Origin of the sequence: Polaromonas sp. (assembly GCF_039932935.1) — a bacterium.
Lineage (GTDB): Bacteria > Pseudomonadota > Gammaproteobacteria > Burkholderiales > Burkholderiaceae_C > Polaromonas.
Map to the genome: position 1 here is coordinate 14,905 of NZ_JBDTPB010000094.1, position 17,597 is coordinate 32,501.

The following is a 17,597-nucleotide window of genomic DNA, read 5'->3' on the forward strand; positions in this document are numbered from 1 at the left end:
CATGTCGAAATTGGCACCCTTATCGCCCTCCCGAAGGCCCGTATCGCTGGCGGTCAACAGTATTCTGAATGATGCCGTTCCGGCGGATGTCAAGGCGAGTTTTTTGGATCCTGACCGCTTGTCTCCGATGCTGGCTGGGGCTTGCCGCCTGGAGGGAACACTGCTTGTGGTTCGCAGTGCCACGCAAGACGTAGAAGTGCAGGCGCCAAAGGCCATGCTTGTGCAGGTGTTCAGGCTTTGCGATGGCACCCGTACTGTGCGCGAAATACTGAAGCGTTTGCCGGCGGGTTTTGATGCGGTGGAGTTCGGCCAGTTCCTTGATTTTTTGATGGAGCAAGGGGCGTTGATTGACTCAAATCTCGCAAGCGCCCATGCGGCGCGCTACGCGTTCCAGGGAAGCCCTTTTGGGTTGTCGGCAGAGTCGGCAGTCACCAATCAGATATGCCGAAGATTTCTCTGGAACAAGGAGAAAGCACGGTCGGCACTTCCGCCGGGCACCCGCAAGGTCGCAGCGGTTCCGCTCCAGGAGTTTTTTGCTGACAGAGTGTCCACGTATACCTTTGCCGAGAAGGAAGTTTCCGGGCTTGCACTGCTGGGCTTGCTTTGGTCGGTAGCCGGCGTGGTCAGTGTCAAACATGAACGGGTGGGCTATGTCACACCAAAACGAACCATAGCCTCGGCTGGCGGGATGCAGCTTGTGCAGGTTTTTGTTGTGCTGCAGAAAACTGTGGAGCGATACAAACCTGGCGTCTATCGCGTGTCTTACCCCGATGAACACGCCGTTGCGTTGGAGTTTTTGGGAGAAGGCCACCAGCTGATTCCACGGGCTTTTTCAAAACCCTGGGAGCTGACCTATGCCACGGGAGCCATCTTCCTGGCTGCGGATCCGCAGGTCGCTGCGATGCGGTACCGCAACCGGTCTTTGCAATATCTTTTCATGGAAGCCGGTGCCGCCCTACACAACGCAGGCCTGAGTGCGGCACGGCTTGAATTGGGCTTGGCAACGATTGGCGGCTACTACGAGAGTATCGTCAGCAGCATGTGCCGTTTGCAAGGCGAACTGGTGTTGGGTTCGGCCATATTTGGTGCCAAGCCCACACCTGAGCAGGTCGGTCTGATTGATCGTTCTCCCAATCTGAACTTCGCGTGGGTCGATGGCGACTCGGCACGCTTTGCCATGCCATTTCATCTGGCGCGTGCCAAGGTCATTACACCTGATGACAGCCGGCCCTATACGTGGGGCAGGGATGCTGATCCATGGATTGCGTTTCGCAAGGCGGCCGCGGAGGCCGTGGAGCGTGAAGGTTTCCGGGAGCCGCGCAAGCTTAGCTGGGCGCGCCTTGACTCGCTCCCCCACGCCATTGACCCGACGCAGTTTGTGAAATACACCGACAAGCAACACGCGGATCCGGAATTTCCTTATGAACGGTTTAACCCGGCAGTGCCGCACCTGTGGACAGCGGGAGTTGATTTGCGGTCGGGGCGGGCCGTACAAGTCCTTGCGGAGCTGGTTTTCTCTCGCACGAGCCTGGCCCCGCATGTCAAAGCGCGTGGACGTCGGCCTATTTCGCAGGTCACTTCATCTGGCTGTGCCGCCAGCACTTCGCTTGAAGATGCCACTTACAGGGCACTCCTGGAGGTCGTGGAGCGCGATGCCTTTATGGCGCACTGGCTGAAACAGGCGCCGGGCCTTGTCGTAAGTCCGACGAGGCTCGACGCCAGCATTCGCAGCCGCATTCAAACCCTGAAGGATGCCGGTTGCAAAATTGTGGTGCAAAGGCTCTATTCCCCGTGGGCCCATGTTTGCCTGGTTGCTGCACAACACGAGGCGCTTCATTTCACGACGATGGGGACTGCGGCCAATCCTGATTTCAAGGCAGCGCTAAGCGGCGCGCTGGATGAGACCGAAGCGCGGGTCTATGCATGGATTCATGGCCATCAACCTCAAATAAACCATCCGGCCGAGGTTGTCACAACAGACCATCACTTTGAGCTTTACGGCCTCAAACGTTACTTTCGTCGCGCAGATCGCGTGTTGTTTCCCGAAGGTGCTCCTTCAGAGGATCGCATCACGCCTTTCAGATTCAAGACAGCAGACCAGTTAACAGCCCGCTTCGCAGCCCGGAACATCAGCCCGCTGATGGTTGACATCACACCCGAGCATTGTTTTATGGACCAGGGGAGAACACCACTTTCAGTTGTGAAAGTGCTGGTCCCGGGTTTGCTGCCTATCTCTTTCGGTTACCAACGAGAGCCTTTGGGAATGGCTCCTCGTTTCCATCCTGGATCAAAATTCCCGCATCCCTTCCCTTAACCCACAGGAGATTTCATGAAAAAACCACAAACACCCAAACCACAAAACGCCAAGGGAGTTCCCGGTCGCGAGCAGGAAATCAATCCTGTTGGCAACACGTTGAGTACACACAGCAAATGGAGTGCAGTGCAGCGCGTCCGTCTGCCGCATAAGATCGGTTTGCCATTGGGCTGCGGTGGCGGCGGCGACAACATCGAGCGCTAGTCACGCGAGCTTGGCGATTACCGTGATGGGCTTCTCGCCAAGCCTTGCCGTTTTGCTTATTCCAGGGCTTATGTATGCTTTTAGGATCGAATGTCAGGGTCCACGACGACCTGCTTCCCGTTGATTTCAAAGAGCGGTTGATCGAAACGGTTTCTTGGATACCCGTGCACTTTCTGAACCGGTCGGAGCGCTTCAAGGCGCATGAACTCGATCTGCATTGGTACTACCCGATTGTTTTCGCGGAAAAACCCTTTACCGAGGATGTGGAGCCCCGGTTACTGGCGCTGGATGACACCCTGCAGGTTGTCACTGAATGCTGGAACCGGATCAAGAATGCATTGGGTTATCCGGTGAGGCTGTATGAGTGCATGCTGACCGCCAATACCTATGGCACAGAAGGGCAGGTGCATCAGGACATCGTGGAAGAGGAATACCGTCCCGATCACGTGACGGCACTGGTGTATTGCAACAAGAAATGGGACATCGCCTGGGCCGGCGAGACGCTGTTCTTTGACGAGGACGATGAAATCACAGTGGGTGTTATGCCCAAAAGTGGTCGCGTGGTGATTGCCGAAGGCGACCCCAAACACGTAGGCCGGTCCGTCTCGAAGATTTGCCCCAGTGACAGGCGCGTCCTGGTGTTCAAGTTCTGGCGACTTGATGGCCAAACCGGAATCAATGGCCTTTGACGGCCGCGCAGGTGGAGCGGGCCAAAAAGAAAAAAGCCGGATCGGTCTGAAACCGTCCGGCTTTTCGGGATGTGGTGCCCGGGGCCGGAATCGAACCGGCACGCCTTGCGGCGGGGGATTTTGAGTCGCTGTGTGAAGTGCTCTGTCTGGGTAAGCGGTGCGAAGCTGAGCGAAGGTTAAAGAAGTAAAAAGTAATTACAGATCAGTAGGTTAGCGAAGTTTTGCGAAATCGGTGAAAACTGATCTGTGTACCTGTACTGTACTGCGGACGTGCTTCTTTTCAATGTTGGTTTGTGGTCCGGACGTGGTTGGCGCGCTGTGATCTGCGATGGCCGCTCCAGGCTGGTTGCTGACGGACGGATGGGTGAGATGAACGACCGCGCTAGCGGAACCTGGGGACCAAGGGCGCCGGTTGATCGCCGATACGCCAGATAGCATGATGAATAGGCATAGGAAGCTCTCGCTGGATCAGGCAATCAGCCGCTGCAGGGCCGGCTTGTTGCTATAGCGGATGCACCATTTCGCAACGGCAGAAAGTTCAGATTCCGGCTTCGTCAGGGATGCGATCTCACTGGCCGTTGTCTTGACATCTTGGCGCGCTGCCGCAGAAGTTGACGCCTTCGACAGTGCCTTCTGATACCTGTCGAGCAACTTGGCTGTCTTTTGCCAGACCTTCCTGCGTTCCTCGGCCAAGGCTTGGTGCTCGGTGAGTTTCAGGCGCTCTACGGTGCGCTTCACGCGCACGTAGTCCCATCGGGGCACACCTGGCGCGGGCACCGCTTTGCCCTCCTCGTCGAAGGCCAATAACGTCACGTCATGGGCGTTTGGGCCCCGACGGATTCCTCAAGCTCGACGATCCGTTTTGAACGCGAGGATTGCGTAACGTGCAGCCGGTTCGCGGCGATGCTGAAGCTGCCCAGTAAAAGCTTCAATTTGCTTCAACGTCATTAGAGAAAGGGACCCTGTAATTGGGTGCAGTTGCCTAATACTAAAACGCATTGCCGCGCGGGACGCTCCAGCACGAGATTCCTTTCATGAGACGGCCACACCGATGAAGGGACGCCCATAGGCCGCACGCTATCGGCCGCCTTGCAGTTCTTCCGACCTTATCCGGGTTAGCCATCGGGCGTAACAACTGGCTGTTCGCCGGTACACTTCGTGCGGGACAACGCGGTGCGGCTGTTATGAGCCTAATTCAAAATACTCGGCTCAGTAGACATGACCCTTACGCTTATCTCAAAGATGTTCTGACGCGCCTCCCGACGGGCTTATGCTGCTGCTGAATCGCCCCGATCGGCGTGGATCAGCCTTGAAGACTGCGCTGACAACGCCGTTGCTGCGTATTGATGTTCATTCTTCATATTCAGCAAATTTAAATGGACGCCATGGTCTATGTCTCAGGCTGCAGTCAAAGGATGGTTCGGCTACGGGCTACGGGCTACGGGCTACGGGCTACGGGCTACGACTGACGACGAACGCGCGAACGAAACAGTCAAAACTCGGCGACCGTTGGTGATGGCTGCGCGCTGGTCAAGTTGCGAAGCTGTCACTGCGCAAGACAGTTTCAGCGTTCTGGGTTCACGAACTCTGAAAGGTCGATTTCACCGACAACAAACCGGGCGGCCCGCTGTTCGTCAGCCTCGGACAGCTTGAATCCTTCAAGTCCCACGGACGCACGGGCGAAGTTGACCGCCTCCAAACGCTTGCGGCGCTCCGCCTCGGTGATGGGCGCGGCTGTTTCGGTGTCTTTACTCATCGGCTCATTTCGTCATTCCGTCTACGGCCATATACCTGAACTGCTTCGGCTCATAGTCGCCCTGTTAGTCGCGGCTAATTTCCACGTCGTCGCCCACATCCATATTTGTTCTCTCGCCCTTGATCGCACGCGACACAGAACACCGCCTGTAGCGCGTTTGTGACTTCGGTGCGTTGCTTCATCATCTCGATTTCGGCCGTCGACCGAATGTCATAAGGGCTGGGCTGAACGGGTAAATTGGACCTCGCAAGACAGATTCAGCGCAACGCACAAGCCAGTTTCACCGTGGATAACTTCGTCTACGACAGGCGAAAAAAGGAGCATGAACAGGCAAAACGCGGCGCACCGGTGGTGAAGGCTGTACATCGGCCAAATAGTAAGCTGTCGTCAGCTGCTCATTCGAGGTTCCACCGATCAAGGCTGGCACGAATAGCATTGCCGACTTTCTTAGTGTGCGTGGCGATGATCGCGCGGAGCCGTTTGATTGATTCGACGGTAACGAAATCGCGACGGACCGGTTCATCGCCCTGGCTACTTGATTGCGGTTGCGGCCGATAGCGAGCAGCCGATAGTTTGAGTCGCCCAGAGCTTCGATTTCACCCATGCTGAAATGCGGCTCATGGGTTAGCCCGGCGCGGATCGCATCAATGATCCACCGACATTGCGACAACGCTTCAGGTTGGCTCGCGCCTCCACGACCGCCTTTTCCGATTTGGTCATCAGGATTTCGAACCGAACCTTGGGTTCGTTGTCAAGCGCTTGTGGGATCTGACGAAAGGGCGGCGGTGGTTTTTTGTTCGCCTTTTCTAACTGTTGCTCCATCGTTTCTTTCAAGGCAGCGCCTGGCGTCTTTCCCAAACCCGCGCAGTAAGCCACCCAGCGGGCTTTCAGGTCTGCCTCCAAGTGAACGTTCATGGCAAGACTTGGTTTCTCCATAGCGATTCCAAGGATCATTCAAAGGGAAATGAAAAAGAAAAAAGTGCGTAGTGTGCGCACACCATACCGGCGGTTCGCCTATCCTGCATTAGCTCACACGATTCAGATATTTGGTCATGACCAAATCCTCGTGGACTGGCCATCGCTAGAAAAAACGCTTACGCGCGTAGTTCACTGGCGGTTCGCCTATCCTGCACTAGTCCACACTGCATAATATTTGGTCATGACCAAATATTCGGGAAATGCCCGGCCGCCCTCAAAATTTGGTCATGACCAAATTTCAAACCCATGATGTCTTCTTTTCCGCTTTGCGCGTCGGACTGCTGCGGTGCTTTTTGCGTACGGTCTGGATGCCTTCTACCATCGACCAACCGACTTCAAAGTGGCACAATAACAAGTGCCATAACATCATGTTCTGGCGCGGTTTTTAACCCCAAACTGGGGCATCGACCTTCTACACCACCCTCCACCCTGATGGGGTAGGGCGCTCATAGTGAAAGCCTGAGCTGATGGCCGTAAAACGGCATGGAGACGTGGGAAGACACGTTGTAATAGCCCGTAAAGGGTGCGCCCTCGGAAGGTGGGCAAGACTGCCAATCGCGTTGGCAGAGTGGCTGAAATGCCCGGTGTCCCTCCCTATTCAGGAGAGGCGAACATGGTTTCTTATATTCATCTGCCCATCGTGGCGCTTTGCTCGTTCATATTGCTGGCGATATGGCGTTTGTGGATCTGCATTGATCGGCTCGGCTTCATGCGCGAGGTATCGCGCCGGGCTCCCACGATGTTCTACGGCCATTTGCTGGCCGCCGTTCTTGCCATCATGCCGCTATTGATCACGGCGGGAGCTTGGTCGGACATCACCCTACCGCACCAAACTGCCCCGATAAATGCCTACCTTGCGGCATTCATGTCTGCAGCATGCCTCGGCGGGTGCCTGCTCCTTCTCAAGAACACGGGTGAACGCCTCGCCCTCTCTTGGGCCGGCTCGCGTGAAGGTGCCTTACGTTTCGTGGCCATGCTGCGCATCATCGATGCGGCCGAACTGGCGTATGCCCTGCAATACGTCCACGAACATGAAGCCAAAAATGGCCGGCTGATTGACGCCGAAACCGTCCGCGAGGTGAGCAAATGAAAAATCCCTCTATCGCCCTAGTCGCGCTCATGGCGTTGGCTGGCTGCAAAGAAGATCAGCCCGTTGAAGTCGTTCAAACCGTTGATTGGTACAAAGCTCATGACGCCGAACGCATCGAAATGGTCAAAAAATGCAAGAACAGTCCGGGCGAAATTGCCGGCACTCCGAATTGCATAAACGCCAAATCTGCACACGATCAAACAATATTCGGCAGCCAAAATTTCAATATTAAGGCCACCCCTCCAAAATTCACGAGGTAGGTGACGCTATGGACGAGCTCACATTATTCACCTTCGTTGGTGAAACGATCACGAACGCCACCAATGCGTTTATGGTGCCAGCGGCTGACGGACTAATGTTCAAGCTGCAAATGGCTGTTCTTGCCGGCGTCACGCTATACATCGTGATGTCTGGCTATGCGGTTGCAACTGGCTCGATGGAATCGCCGTTTTGGACGGTCATGAAGCAATGGGCAAAGATTCTGTTAATCGGTTATTTCGCCTTCACGGCGGACGGGTATCACGAACAAGTCGTGGGCACGCTGAACGGTATTGAAGCTGGCCTCTCAGACGTTCTGAAAATCACCGCTCCAGGTGCGCCGCCCTCCACCATATATCAAACGCTTGATGAGGTCGTGAACAAGGGCGCTCAATTGGCCTCTATCGCCTTGCAACAAGCCAGCGATGCAGGATGGAACATCGGCGCAGCGGCATCGTGGTTCATTACTGCCATCTTCGTTTCTATCGGAACCTTGATATTTGCCATCGTCGGGGGCGTGAATATCATCGTGGCGAAATTTTCTCTTGCCGTGATGTTCGCCCTTGGCCCGTTCTTCGTTGCTTGCGCAATGTTCCCACTGACTTCGCAGTTTTTCGACAGATGGCTAAGTCAGGTGATGAATTACATTTTCACGATTGTGATTCTTGCCCTCATCATGTCTTTTGGCATCGTCGCATTTAATGGTTTTATCGGCGGCGTTGATTTGACGGGTGAAGGCATACAAAACCCTTATATTGCCGGCCTTCAAGTGTTTGGCTTGACCCTGATTCTGAGCTGGATTGCTAGGCAGGGGGGCAACATGGCATCTGGCTTGGCCGGCGGCGTTTCCACCTCCGCGCTGTCACTGCGCCAAATTGCGTCGGGCGCAATGTCGCCGGTCCGTGCCGTGGGTGCTGCTCATAACGTGGTAAATCCCGCTTCGACCCGCCTTGACCCTCGCACCGGCCACCAGACTACAGCGCGGCGAGCCGAACACCTTGCTATGGGTCGCAGCGTATGGGCACGCAATCCCGCGTATCGGGAGGCCATCAAGGAACGCTTGGGGTCGGCATGGGCAAAGCAACCGGGCGGCGACGTAAAGGGGAAATAAGCCATGTTCAACCAGCTTGAGCACGAAGCCTTAATTCGGCTTATGACCTATGCCACGGGCCACACGGCCGACAGCCAGCGAATTGCCCACTGGCTGCAAGAGTGGGAGCGGGCCGAAAACCCGCGCACAGCCAAAGCGCATGTGCCCGGTCTGGCGGCTGCCCATGCCCTTGATGTGGCGAAGGTAGCCAAGGCAGTGAAGCGCGATGGCGACCGGCCTACGACGTTAGGCCGCCTGGAATACGCCTACAACATGCAAAACATTGGACGCGTTTACCCGCTCGCCCATTAGAGCAGGAACCATAGCAACAGCCTCAACCCTGCATCGGCGAAGTTTTTTTTTGATGACAACAATGGATATTCCTTGATCGCGCGGCGGTGTCACCAGCTGCCTGGCTTGGTGACGCCGGTAACTCGACCAGGTCGTAGCCCTGTCACCATTGGGAATCAACAGCTGGACTCCGTAGGAATAGTAATAGTCTTACTCCTACTATTCCTACTAGCGGTCCCCGCTCCGCGCTTCGCTTGGGCAACCCCCTTCGGGTTGCATCCTGCGTCGGTTCTTGCCCGACTGGCTGCGGGGGCAGGCGCGGCGGGCGTTGCCCTTGACCTCCCCCTTGCCGACAGGCTGCATGGCCTCCAGTGGCGTCAAGGGTGCGGCTTCGCCCACGTCCTCACCCGTTCGGTGCTCGCCTACGGCTGCGCTCCGCGTGCGGCCTCCGGGCGTGCCCTTGACACCACTTCCAGCCTAAACCGAAGCTATGGCCACGATCTCGGCGCACGGCCTACCCCGGCCAGCGGATGACGGGTCAAGGGGTTGGTGCGGCCCGCAGCCCGTAGGGCGAGGACTCGGCCCCTTGACGCGGCAGGAGCGCCCCAAGCCTCCAGTCTGGGGGGCAGTCGAAGGAAGCGAAGCACACCGCCCGCCTGCACCTCTGACGACAGAGGGCGACTCGCTCCCCTCGCTGGCGAGGGGCGGGGGGGAGTGGCTGCGGCGTCATGATCTGGGTGGCCTCCTTCCCATAACCTGGAGGCAGGACTGCGTGCGTTAACCCGCTTTGTTGAGGGATGCAAAGAACGCTTCAACCATTGCTTCGACTTCTGCCGAGCTTTCTACCTTGGGCGTACATTGCGGCTGATCCGAAACAGGTATGCCAATGCGAACTGGCTTGCCGGGAGCCATTGATTGGCCCGGGAAATCATCATCGCGGGGCATCAGTAGATATTCCCCGCCATCGTCGGCTGGCCGACGCTTGTAGGGCTTGTATTGGTCACTCATCACTTCACCCTTCATCTATGCCTCCACCCTATTGCAGGGATGTGGACAAGTTGCGCGCTCCCACCAGAAAATCACAGAAGCTATGGCTTATCCACATTTTCAAGGCGATCAACTACTTGTTTATACATGCAGAACTATTTGAAGAACTACCTGCTTGGTGGTTGCGCCACGAGAATGTCATTATAAATCAACAAGTTAAGTTTCGAATGACTAAGCGTGATATCGGCGTTTCAGCGTGCCAGTATCGGCGTTTCAGCGTGGCGATATCGGTGTTTCAGCATGAGTAAATTCGGCTGAAAGACTGGAATACGTTGGTGGGCGAGGGGTTGCGCCGGTTGGCATTCGTATCGGCGTTTCAGCGTGGACAAGTCTTGCCCGTCCACAGGCTCATCCACAGAATTTTGGTGACAGCCTTTCGGCCCGGCCAGCTCGCGGGTGTCGCCATCGTCAGGTTTTGCAGTTTTTAGCGATGGTGTGGGATCTAACCATTGGCGAGGTTTGCGATCAGTTTTCGATGACACGCACAGATGAGCGTCCGCTCAGCAGCGGGAGCAGTCGTTGAAAGGGGTGTGCCCAATGTCGGCTTTTTCTAGGCAATCTGCCACTCAGGTACACGTAGCTTCAGCAACTCTTCGTTGAGTTCTTTTTCGGTAGGTATTGATCGCCGCGTTAAAGACCAACGGTGGCCCAGCCCAACGTACGTTACCGCACAGACGCACAGTTTGCCTGCGCGCAAAGTAGCAGCATGCTTTTTTGGCCACGTCACTGATGCATCGGTGGCCCCATGCGCAGTTCCAAGGCCACGGTGAACCCGCGCGTCGGAACCAGTGGCATCTGCGAATTCAAGCCCGCTCAAAAGCCCTTAACGAAAAAAGATCATGCCCATCCATCAAGTCGACCTCAACGTTCAGTCCAGCTTGCGGGACATCTATGCGACCAAGGCGTCACAGGACAGCCTCCCGAAGTACCGATTGCCAAAGGAGCGCACGGAACCCCGCGCCGCCTATGCCTTGATTCGCGACGAACTGCTGCTCGACGGCAATGCCCGTCAGAACCTCGCGACTTTCTGTACGACCTGGATAGAGGACGAGGTCAAGCACCTGATGGCGGATGCGATCGACAAGAACATGATCGACAAGGACGAGTATCCGCAGACGGCCGAACTTGAAAACCGATGCGTCCACATCCTGGCCGATTTATGGCATGCCCAGAAATCGCGAGAGACAGTGGGCTGCTCGACCACCGGTTCCAGCGAGGCGGCCATGCTCGGCGGTCTGGCGTTCAAATGGAAGTGGCGCAAGCGTCGGGAAGCCGAGGGCAAAGATTTCAGCAAGCCAAACATCGTGACCGGCCCGGTGCAGATTTGTTGGCATAAGTTCGCCCGGTATTTCGATGTCGAGATCCGCGAAGTACCTCTCGAGGGTGATGCGCTTGGTCTCAGGCCCGAAGACTTGCGTGGCCACTGCGACGAAAACACCATTGGCGTCGTCGCGACGCTGGGCGTCACGTTCACAGGCGTTTACGAGCCGGTCGAGGCCTTGGCGCGTGAATTGGATGCCATGCAGCGCGACCTCGGTCTCGACATCCCGATCCATGTGGATGCCGCTTCCGGCGGATTCATCGCGCCGTTCATCCAGCGCGACCTCGTCTGGGACTTCCAGATCGACCGGGTTCGGTCGATCAACGCCTCCGGGCACAAGTACGGCCTTGCGCCGCTCGGCGTGGGCTGGGTCATCTGGGCGTCGAAGGAAGACCTGGCCGAAGAGCTGATCTTTTACGTGGACTATCTGGGCGGCAACATGCCGACCTTCGCGCTGAACTTCTCGCGCCCCGGCGGCCAGATCATCGCGCAGTATTACAACTTCCTGCGCCTTGGGTGGGACGGCTACACGGCCGTTCAGCAAGCCTGTTCCGACACGGCGCAGTGGTTGAGCGCCGAACTGGCCAAGCTCGAGTCGTTCGAGATGGTCTACGACGGCCACGGCGGATTGCCCGCGGTTGCCTATCGGCTGACCGATGCAGACCACGGCTTTACCCTTTACGACCTGTCCGAGAGGGTACGGATGCGGGGCTGGCAGATCGCCTCTTATCCCCTTCCATCGAACCGCAAGGACACCGTGGTCCAGCGCATCTTGATCCGTCATGGGGTCAGTCGGGATCTCGCGCAGCTCCTTCTCGACGACATCAAGCGTGCGCTTCTGGATCTGATGAAGAATCCGGTCCCCAACTCCACAGCGAAACCCGGGTTTCATCATGGGTGATGCGGCGTTTGGCGGGAGGGCGAGGCTGCAAAACGTCCTCGTCGCCTGCATGCCGCTCCTGCTGGGGAGCGGACCAGCAGTTGCCCAAAATGGCGCGGCGCCGGCTTCGAACGGCGTGATAGGGCAGGTGTTCGATACCGTCCGGCCCGTCACCGAAGCCGGCGTTCACGGCTTCTTCCAGATGCTGGGCAACCAGCCGATCGCGTTCGTGCTGATCGCGCTGGCGCTCGGCACGCTGATCGGAAACTTCAGCTTCAAGACCATCTCGCTTGGATCCACGGCGGGCACGCTTCTTGTCGGTGTCGTGCTCTCGATGATCGGCCAGGCCGCCTATGGCATCACCTACGCGATACCAGGCATCCTGTCGTCGTTCATGCTCCTGCTCTTCATGTACGCCCTCGGGCTGAAGGTCGGACCGCAATTCTTCTCGGGCCTGCGTAAGGGCGGCCTGGCCTTCGTCGTGATCGGCCTGATCGTCTGGAGCCTGAACTGGGTCATCTGCTACTTTGGAGCGGCCCTGGCAGGTCTCGCGCCGGGCTATGCGACCGGCCTGATCTCAGGCAGCTATACGATCACGGCCGTCCTTGGCGTAGGCCAGAGTGCACTGGCAAGTGGCGCCTACAAGCCGCCCGCAGGCATGACCGTCGAGGAGGTCGGCGCGAACATGGCCGCCGCCTATGCAATCAGCTATGTCCTCTCGACAGTCGGCATCATCCTGCTGATCCGCTACCTTCCGCGCATTTTCGGCCACGATGCCAAAGCGGATGCCAAACTGGCCGAGGTAGCGTTCAGCGGCGGTGCGACTGACCCCGTTCCCGGCGCGCCGGGTGCGTTGGCGATGGGCCTTTCTCCGTACGTCATGCGTGCTTTCACCGTCGCCCATGACGGCTTCATCGGTCGCACCGTGTCTCGCCTGGCCTCGGACTATCCCGAAGCGCCGATCCTTCGGGTGGTCCGCGGCGGTGAAGTGCTGGACATGGCTGACGACCCGACTTTGAAAAAGGCCGACATCGTCACGGTGCGCGGGAATGTTCACGACGCGATCCTGAAAGACGGGGATCTGATCGGTCCGGAATCCGATGATCCACTTGCACGAAATGTCGTTCTGGAAGTCGCCGATGTGCATGTTTCAGAGCACCGTCATTCTGGAAAGAACCTCGCAGAGCTCGGAAGGATCATGTCGGGCGGCGTCACGGTGCAGGCCCTGTTCCGTGGCGGCACCGAACTGCCCCTTGGCCCGAAAAGCGATGTCCGCTTCGGCGACGTCTTGCGCCTGACAGGACCGGACGCAGCACTACGGCAGACGGCGAAAGGCTTGGGCGGCCACGTCATCCTGCCTACGATGAAGTCCGAGGTTCTCTACCTCGCGCTTGCGATGCTGGTGGGCTATCTCGTGGGTATCGTCACTGTCACGGTATCCGGCATACCCTTTGCGCTTGGAACGTCAGCCGGCGTCATCATGGCGGGCATTTGCGTCAGCTATTTCCGCAGTCGTAATCCTGAGTTCGGCGGTCCCGTGCACGAAGGTGCCCGCAGCTTCCTGCAGGATTTCGGCCTGAACGCCTTCGTGGCGGTGCTGTCCGCCAACGTCGGCCCGAAGGTCATCTCCGCACTGGGCGGCGACACCATTCTGTGGCTCGCGCTCATCGGCATCGCGGGAGCGCTCGTGCCGCCGCTGGTCGCCTTCTGGGTCGGCATAAAGCTCTTCGGCCTCAACTCGATCATATCCGACGGCGCCACCACGGGCGCGCGCAACAGCACGCCAGGCCTGAACGCCATCATGGAGGAATCTGGCAGTTCCGTTGCCGCCGTCCCCTATCCGGTGAGCTATGCGTTGACGACTGTTCTGGCGCTCGTCGGCGGCTATTTCTCGATGATCCTGTCCTGGCGATAAGCGGTTCGTCGGCGGTTTTTGTATCGTCGCCTTTTGGGTGGCGACAACAGTCGTGCTGCGCGGCGTGCAGGTCTTCGCAAGGGTCGCCATCGGGACGTTCATCGCCGGAACGATCGTCCGGTCTTTTTCCTTCTGGTTCTTCTCGGGTACTGGCTGTCGACGGGGCGCCGATCGGGTGGCGGCACCTGAGCGACCTGGCCGTTTCCAAGTGAGGGCCGTGCGACCTTCTGGTGACGGCTTGAATGACCAGCGTCAATAAAGGTCTTGTTCAGCCAGCGCTTGACCTTCACATGATGTCAGGGATGAGACTTTGTCTTTTATCTTTGGAGTTCCTCATGCAAGAGTTCCTTATCCCTTCGATGACCTGCGGTGGTTGCGCGAGCCGTATTACGCAGACGCTCCACAACTTGGACGCCAACGCGATGGTTGAAGTGGACCTTCCGAATAAGACGGTACGCGTCGATAGCAGTCAGGAGAGCGCGGCTGTTGAGGCTGCGCTCAAAGGGGCTGGGTATCCACCGGTCGAAGTCCAGTCCGTCGCCATACCCGCGACGGCCGGTACCGGGACGCGGCGCAGCGGCTGTTGTTGCGGCTGATCTATCTGTCGACGGTGTTGGCATTTCCGTTAGTTTGCCACCGCACAGACGCATGGAATCGCAAGGCCTAGAAGCGGGGCTCTGTGAGCGGAACCACATTCACATGCCGAACTTCCTGGATTTCCCGCAGCGCTGGGTTCACCAGCACCTTCTGAAAGACAGATCGATGAGCACACTTTTGGAACACCCGGTCGATGTGAAGACCGGGAAGGCCGGCGAACCCAACGCTGTCCCTGAAAGACTTGAAGCGCTGAAGGATCCGGTCTGCGGGATGGCCGTGACGGCGGAGGCATCTCACCATCTCGAGCATGAAGGCAGACCGTATTACTTCTGCAGTGCGGGCTGCCAATCAAAGTTCGCAGCCGATCCCTCGCGCTACATCGCCAAGATGACTGGATCCGACGTGCCGGCCACCACGCCAGGCCCCAGTGCGCCGTCGAATGCGCAGCAAGCAGCCGCGATCTACACCTGTCCGATGCACCCCGAGATCCGGCAGGATCATCCAGGCAACTGCCCGAAGTGCGGCATGACCCTGGAGCCCGTCATGCCGACGCTCGACGACGACGATGGGAACCCGGAGCTCGTTTCCTTCACCCACCGCTTCTGGTGGACGCTGCCGCTGACCGTCATCGTCGCGTCGCTTTCCATGTTCGGCCATTTCTTGGGCTGGTTCGACATGGCCACGCAGAGCTGGATCGAGTTGGTTCTTTCCCTGCCCGTCTTGCTCTGGGCCGGCTGGCCGTTCTTTGTACGTGGTGCACAATCGGTAATGAACCGCAGCCCCAACATGTGGACGCTGATCAGCCTGGGCACGGGTGCCGCCTTTGTCTACAGCGTGGTGGCGACGCTGGCACCTGGAGTTTTTCCGGCCTCCTTCATCTCGATGGGCCGCGTGGCGGTGTACTTCGAGGCGGCCGTGGTGATCATCTCGTTGACGCTGTTCGGTCAGCTGCTCGAATTGAAGGCGCGCTCCAAGACGTCTGCGGCGATCAAGTCTCTCCTCGGCTTGGCGCCCAAGACGGCTCGCCGGGTCAAGGAGGACGGCAGCGAAGAGGACATCCCGCTCGCCAATGTCCATGAAGGCGACAGCCTCCGCGTGCGTCCTGGCGAGAAAGTGCCGGTCGACGGTGTAGTCCTGGAAGGCACCAGCGCACTCGACGAATCGATGCTGACCGGCGAGCCGGTGCCAGTGACCAAGCGGGTCGGCGACAAACTGATCGGCGCCACGCTCAACACAAGCGGTGCCTTGGTGATGCGATCGGAACACGTGGGCTCGGCAACAGTGCTGTCCCAGATCGTTCAGATGGTGGCGCAGGCCCAGCGTTCCAAAGCGCCCATGCAGCGCATGGCGGATGTGGTGGCCGCGTACTTCGTCTACGGGGTCGTGGGCATCGCACTGCTGACCTTTTTTGCATGGGGCGTCTTCGGCCCGCAGCCGAGCTGGGTCTACGGTCTGATCACGGCCGTGACGGTACTGATCATTGCCTGCCCCTGCGCACTGGGGCTGGCCACGCCGATGTCGATCATGGTCGCCACCGGCCGCGGTGCGACGCAGGGCGTGCTGTTCCGGGATGCCGCAGCGATCGAGAACCTTTGCAAGGTCGACACGCTCATCGTCGACAAGACCGGGACGCTGACCGAGGGCAAGCCGGCATTCGAGCAGGCGGTGGGAGTCAATGGCTTCAGCGAGGACGAGGTGTTGCGCCTGGCTGCCAGTCTGGACCAGGGCAGCGAGCACCCCCTGGCTGCCGCCATCGTCCATGCAGCGCGGGATCGCAAGCTGACGTTGGACAAGGCCGAGCAATTCGACTCCGCGTCGGGCATCGGCGTGAAGGGCATCGTGGGCGGCAAGACCCTCGCCATCGGCAACGCGACGTTGATGGAGCAATTGGGCATCGATGTGGCGTCGCTGGCGGACCAGGCCGAAGCTCTGCGCGCGCAAGGTGCCAGCGTGATGCACCTGGCCGCGGACGGCGAGCTGGCCGGGCTGCTCGCTGTGTCCGATCCGGTGAAGGCCAGCACGCAAGAGGCGCTCACGATGCTTCGCAACTCCGGCCTGCGCATCATCATGGCCACAGGCGACGGGCTTACCACCGCTCAGGCTGTCGGCAAGCGCCTGGGGATCGACGAGGTTCATGGCGAAGTCAAGCCGCAGGACAAACTGCAACTTGTCGAACGCCTGCAGAAAGAGGGTCGCATCGTCGCGATGGCAGGTGACGGCATCAACGACGCGCCTGCGCTGGCCAAAGCGGATGTCGGCATTGCGATGGGCACGGGCACCGACGTCGCGATGAACAGCGCCCAGCTCACGCTGGTGAAGGGCGATCTGCGCGGCATCGCGACGGCGCGGGCTTTGTCGCTCGCCACGGTCGCCAACATGAAGCAGAACCTGGGTTTCGCTTTCGTCTACAACCTGGTGGGCGTTCCGCTCGCCGCGGGAGTGCTGTTCCCGTTCACGGGCTGGCTGCTGTCGCCGATGGTGGGCGCGGTGGCGATGAGCCTCAGCTCGGTGTCCGTGATCGGCAATGCGCTGCGGCTGAGGATCACTCCGCTTAAGTCTGACTGATCCGACCTCCGCGGCGTACAAGGAAAGACGCAAGCCGACTAACTCGATGTCCGGTTGCACCAAGTCATGGTCCGCCCGGGGTAAGAGAGGGCGCTCAACGGCGAAAGACGCAGCTGTCTGCTTTGTGCAAGCGCCGACATTGATCGGGCGAGATCGACCGACTGCAGTCAGCCTTAACCAGGCATTGGCGTGTCATGGACTGCCCGGAGACCCGGGAACTCGGCCGTCGCGTCGAACAGTATCGTTTGATCGCAAAGGGGCTACGCATGCCGGTACTACCAGTTTTCCGTGGTGATAATGATTTCGGAAGCCAAATGTGGCACGTCAACTAGGGTGTTTAGGGCTTGCTCGATGGTCCGAAATGTTAAAGGACGGTTATCCTGGGTAATGCAATGAAGATGTCTGTTCTGACGTGCGTGCAGCGCGAAACCGGTGGTATCGCTTGCGACAAGTACCGCCTGTACGCGATTCGCGCTGGGCGTGTCGCAGGCCTTGCAGAACTGTTTGAACGTCCACACGCGACCTTTGTGCCCTTGTGGTGCCAGCGTGCCGGTAAAAGAGGTTCTGGTCTCAACTGCCGGGTTTGGGGTATTCCGCGCCAT

At 58.5% G+C, this 17,597-nt stretch carries 17 protein-coding genes and 1 pseudogene; 12 read left to right on the forward strand and 6 right to left on the reverse strand.

Features of this window, described 5'->3' with window-relative positions:
• Position 1: 1 nt before the first annotated feature.
• The 3 genes from ABI546_RS16060 to ABI546_RS16070 all read left to right on the forward strand — a co-directional run bounded on the left by ABI546_RS16060 (position 2) and on the right by ABI546_RS16070 (position 3,207).
• Complete coding sequence (locus ABI546_RS16060) at positions 2–2,314, forward strand: YcaO-like family protein (RefSeq protein ID WP_348048036.1); 2,313 nt, start codon at positions 2–4, stop codon at positions 2,312–2,314.
• 15 nt (positions 2,315–2,329) lie between these two features.
• On the forward strand, positions 2,330–2,518 hold the full coding sequence (locus tag ABI546_RS16065) for a hypothetical protein (protein ID WP_348048038.1): 189 nt from the start codon (positions 2,330–2,332) through the stop codon (positions 2,516–2,518).
• 164 nt (positions 2,519–2,682) lie between these two features.
• Positions 2,683–3,207: a 2OG-Fe(II) oxygenase gene (locus tag ABI546_RS16070; RefSeq protein ID WP_348048040.1), complete on the forward strand. Its 525-nt coding sequence runs from the start codon at positions 2,683–2,685 to the stop codon at positions 3,205–3,207.
• Positions 3,208–3,675: 468 nt separating this feature from the next.
• Here ABI546_RS16070 and ABI546_RS16075 read toward each other — a convergent pair whose 3' ends face one another.
• Entirely contained in the window at positions 3,676–4,020 is a 345-nt protein-coding gene (locus ABI546_RS16075) for a hypothetical protein (RefSeq protein WP_348048042.1), read from the reverse strand.
• Positions 4,017–4,139: a LysR family transcriptional regulator gene (locus tag ABI546_RS16080; protein WP_348048044.1), complete on the reverse strand. Its 123-nt coding sequence runs from the start codon at positions 4,137–4,139 to the stop codon at positions 4,017–4,019. Before ABI546_RS16080 ends, ABI546_RS16075 begins: the two co-directional genes overlap by 4 nt.
• 169 nt (positions 4,140–4,308) lie before the next feature.
• On the opposite strand from ABI546_RS16080, the pseudogene ABI546_RS16085 reads away from it, so the two are divergent.
• Positions 4,309–4,490, forward strand: a pseudogene (locus ABI546_RS16085) (transposase domain-containing protein); the annotation flags it as partial.
• A 281-nt stretch (positions 4,491–4,771) separates the two neighbouring features.
• Here ABI546_RS16085 and ABI546_RS16090 read toward each other — a convergent pair.
• The gene (locus ABI546_RS16090) at positions 4,772–4,963 is read right to left on the reverse strand and encodes an antitoxin VbhA family protein (RefSeq protein ID WP_348048046.1); all 192 of its coding nucleotides are present in this window, start codon (positions 4,961–4,963) and stop codon (positions 4,772–4,774) included.
• A gap of 624 nt (positions 4,964–5,587) precedes the next feature.
• Positions 5,588–5,899 (reverse strand): hypothetical protein, encoded by a 312-nt coding sequence (locus ABI546_RS16095; protein WP_348048048.1) that lies wholly within the window; start codon positions 5,897–5,899, stop codon positions 5,588–5,590.
• 655 nt (positions 5,900–6,554) lie between these two features.
• Here ABI546_RS16095 and ABI546_RS16100 point away from each other — a divergent pair.
• The 4 genes from ABI546_RS16100 to ABI546_RS16115 are packed head-to-tail and all read left to right on the forward strand — an operon-like array spanning position 6,555 to position 8,691.
• Positions 6,555–7,031, forward strand: coding sequence for a hypothetical protein (locus ABI546_RS16100; protein ID WP_348048050.1), 477 nt, complete (start codon positions 6,555–6,557; stop codon positions 7,029–7,031).
• A complete protein-coding gene (locus ABI546_RS16105) occupies positions 7,028–7,291 on the forward strand; it encodes an EexN family lipoprotein (protein WP_348048052.1) in 264 nt (87 codons plus the stop codon). Before ABI546_RS16100 ends, ABI546_RS16105 begins: the two co-directional genes overlap by 4 nt.
• Before the next feature lie 8 nt (positions 7,292–7,299).
• The gene (locus tag ABI546_RS16110) at positions 7,300–8,400 is read left to right on the forward strand and encodes a type IV secretion system protein (protein ID WP_348048054.1); all 1,101 of its coding nucleotides are present in this window, start codon (positions 7,300–7,302) and stop codon (positions 8,398–8,400) included.
• A 3-nt stretch (positions 8,401–8,403) separates the two neighbouring features.
• A complete protein-coding gene (locus tag ABI546_RS16115; protein ID WP_348048056.1) occupies positions 8,404–8,691 on the forward strand; it encodes a hypothetical protein in 288 nt (95 codons plus the stop codon).
• A gap of 756 nt (positions 8,692–9,447) precedes the next feature.
• On the opposite strand, the gene ABI546_RS16120 is transcribed toward ABI546_RS16115, so the two are convergent.
• On the reverse strand, positions 9,448–9,693 hold the full coding sequence (locus tag ABI546_RS16120) for a hypothetical protein (RefSeq protein ID WP_348048058.1): 246 nt from the start codon (positions 9,691–9,693) through the stop codon (positions 9,448–9,450).
• Positions 9,694–10,556: 863 nt separating this feature from the next.
• Here ABI546_RS16120 and ABI546_RS16125 point away from each other — a divergent pair.
• The 4 genes from ABI546_RS16125 to ABI546_RS16140 all read left to right on the forward strand — a co-directional run bounded on the left by ABI546_RS16125 (position 10,557) and on the right by ABI546_RS16140 (position 16,995).
• On the forward strand, positions 10,557–11,939 hold the full coding sequence (locus ABI546_RS16125) for a glutamate decarboxylase (RefSeq protein WP_348048060.1): 1,383 nt from the start codon (positions 10,557–10,559) through the stop codon (positions 11,937–11,939).
• Entirely contained in the window at positions 11,932–13,833 is a 1,902-nt protein-coding gene (locus ABI546_RS16130) for a hypothetical protein (protein WP_348048062.1), read from the forward strand. The genes ABI546_RS16125 and ABI546_RS16130 overlap by 8 nt, the downstream gene beginning before the upstream one ends.
• 335 nt (positions 13,834–14,168) lie before the next feature.
• Entirely contained in the window at positions 14,169–14,429 is a 261-nt protein-coding gene (locus ABI546_RS16135) for a heavy-metal-associated domain-containing protein (RefSeq protein ID WP_348048064.1), read from the forward strand.
• 103 nt (positions 14,430–14,532) lie between these two features.
• Complete coding sequence (locus tag ABI546_RS16140; RefSeq protein WP_348048066.1) at positions 14,533–16,995, forward strand: heavy metal translocating P-type ATPase; 2,463 nt, start codon at positions 14,533–14,535, stop codon at positions 16,993–16,995.
• A gap of 275 nt (positions 16,996–17,270) precedes the next feature.
• On the opposite strand, the gene ABI546_RS16145 is transcribed toward ABI546_RS16140, so the two are convergent.
• A complete protein-coding gene (locus ABI546_RS16145; protein ID WP_348048068.1) occupies positions 17,271–17,597 on the reverse strand; it encodes a hypothetical protein in 327 nt (108 codons plus the stop codon).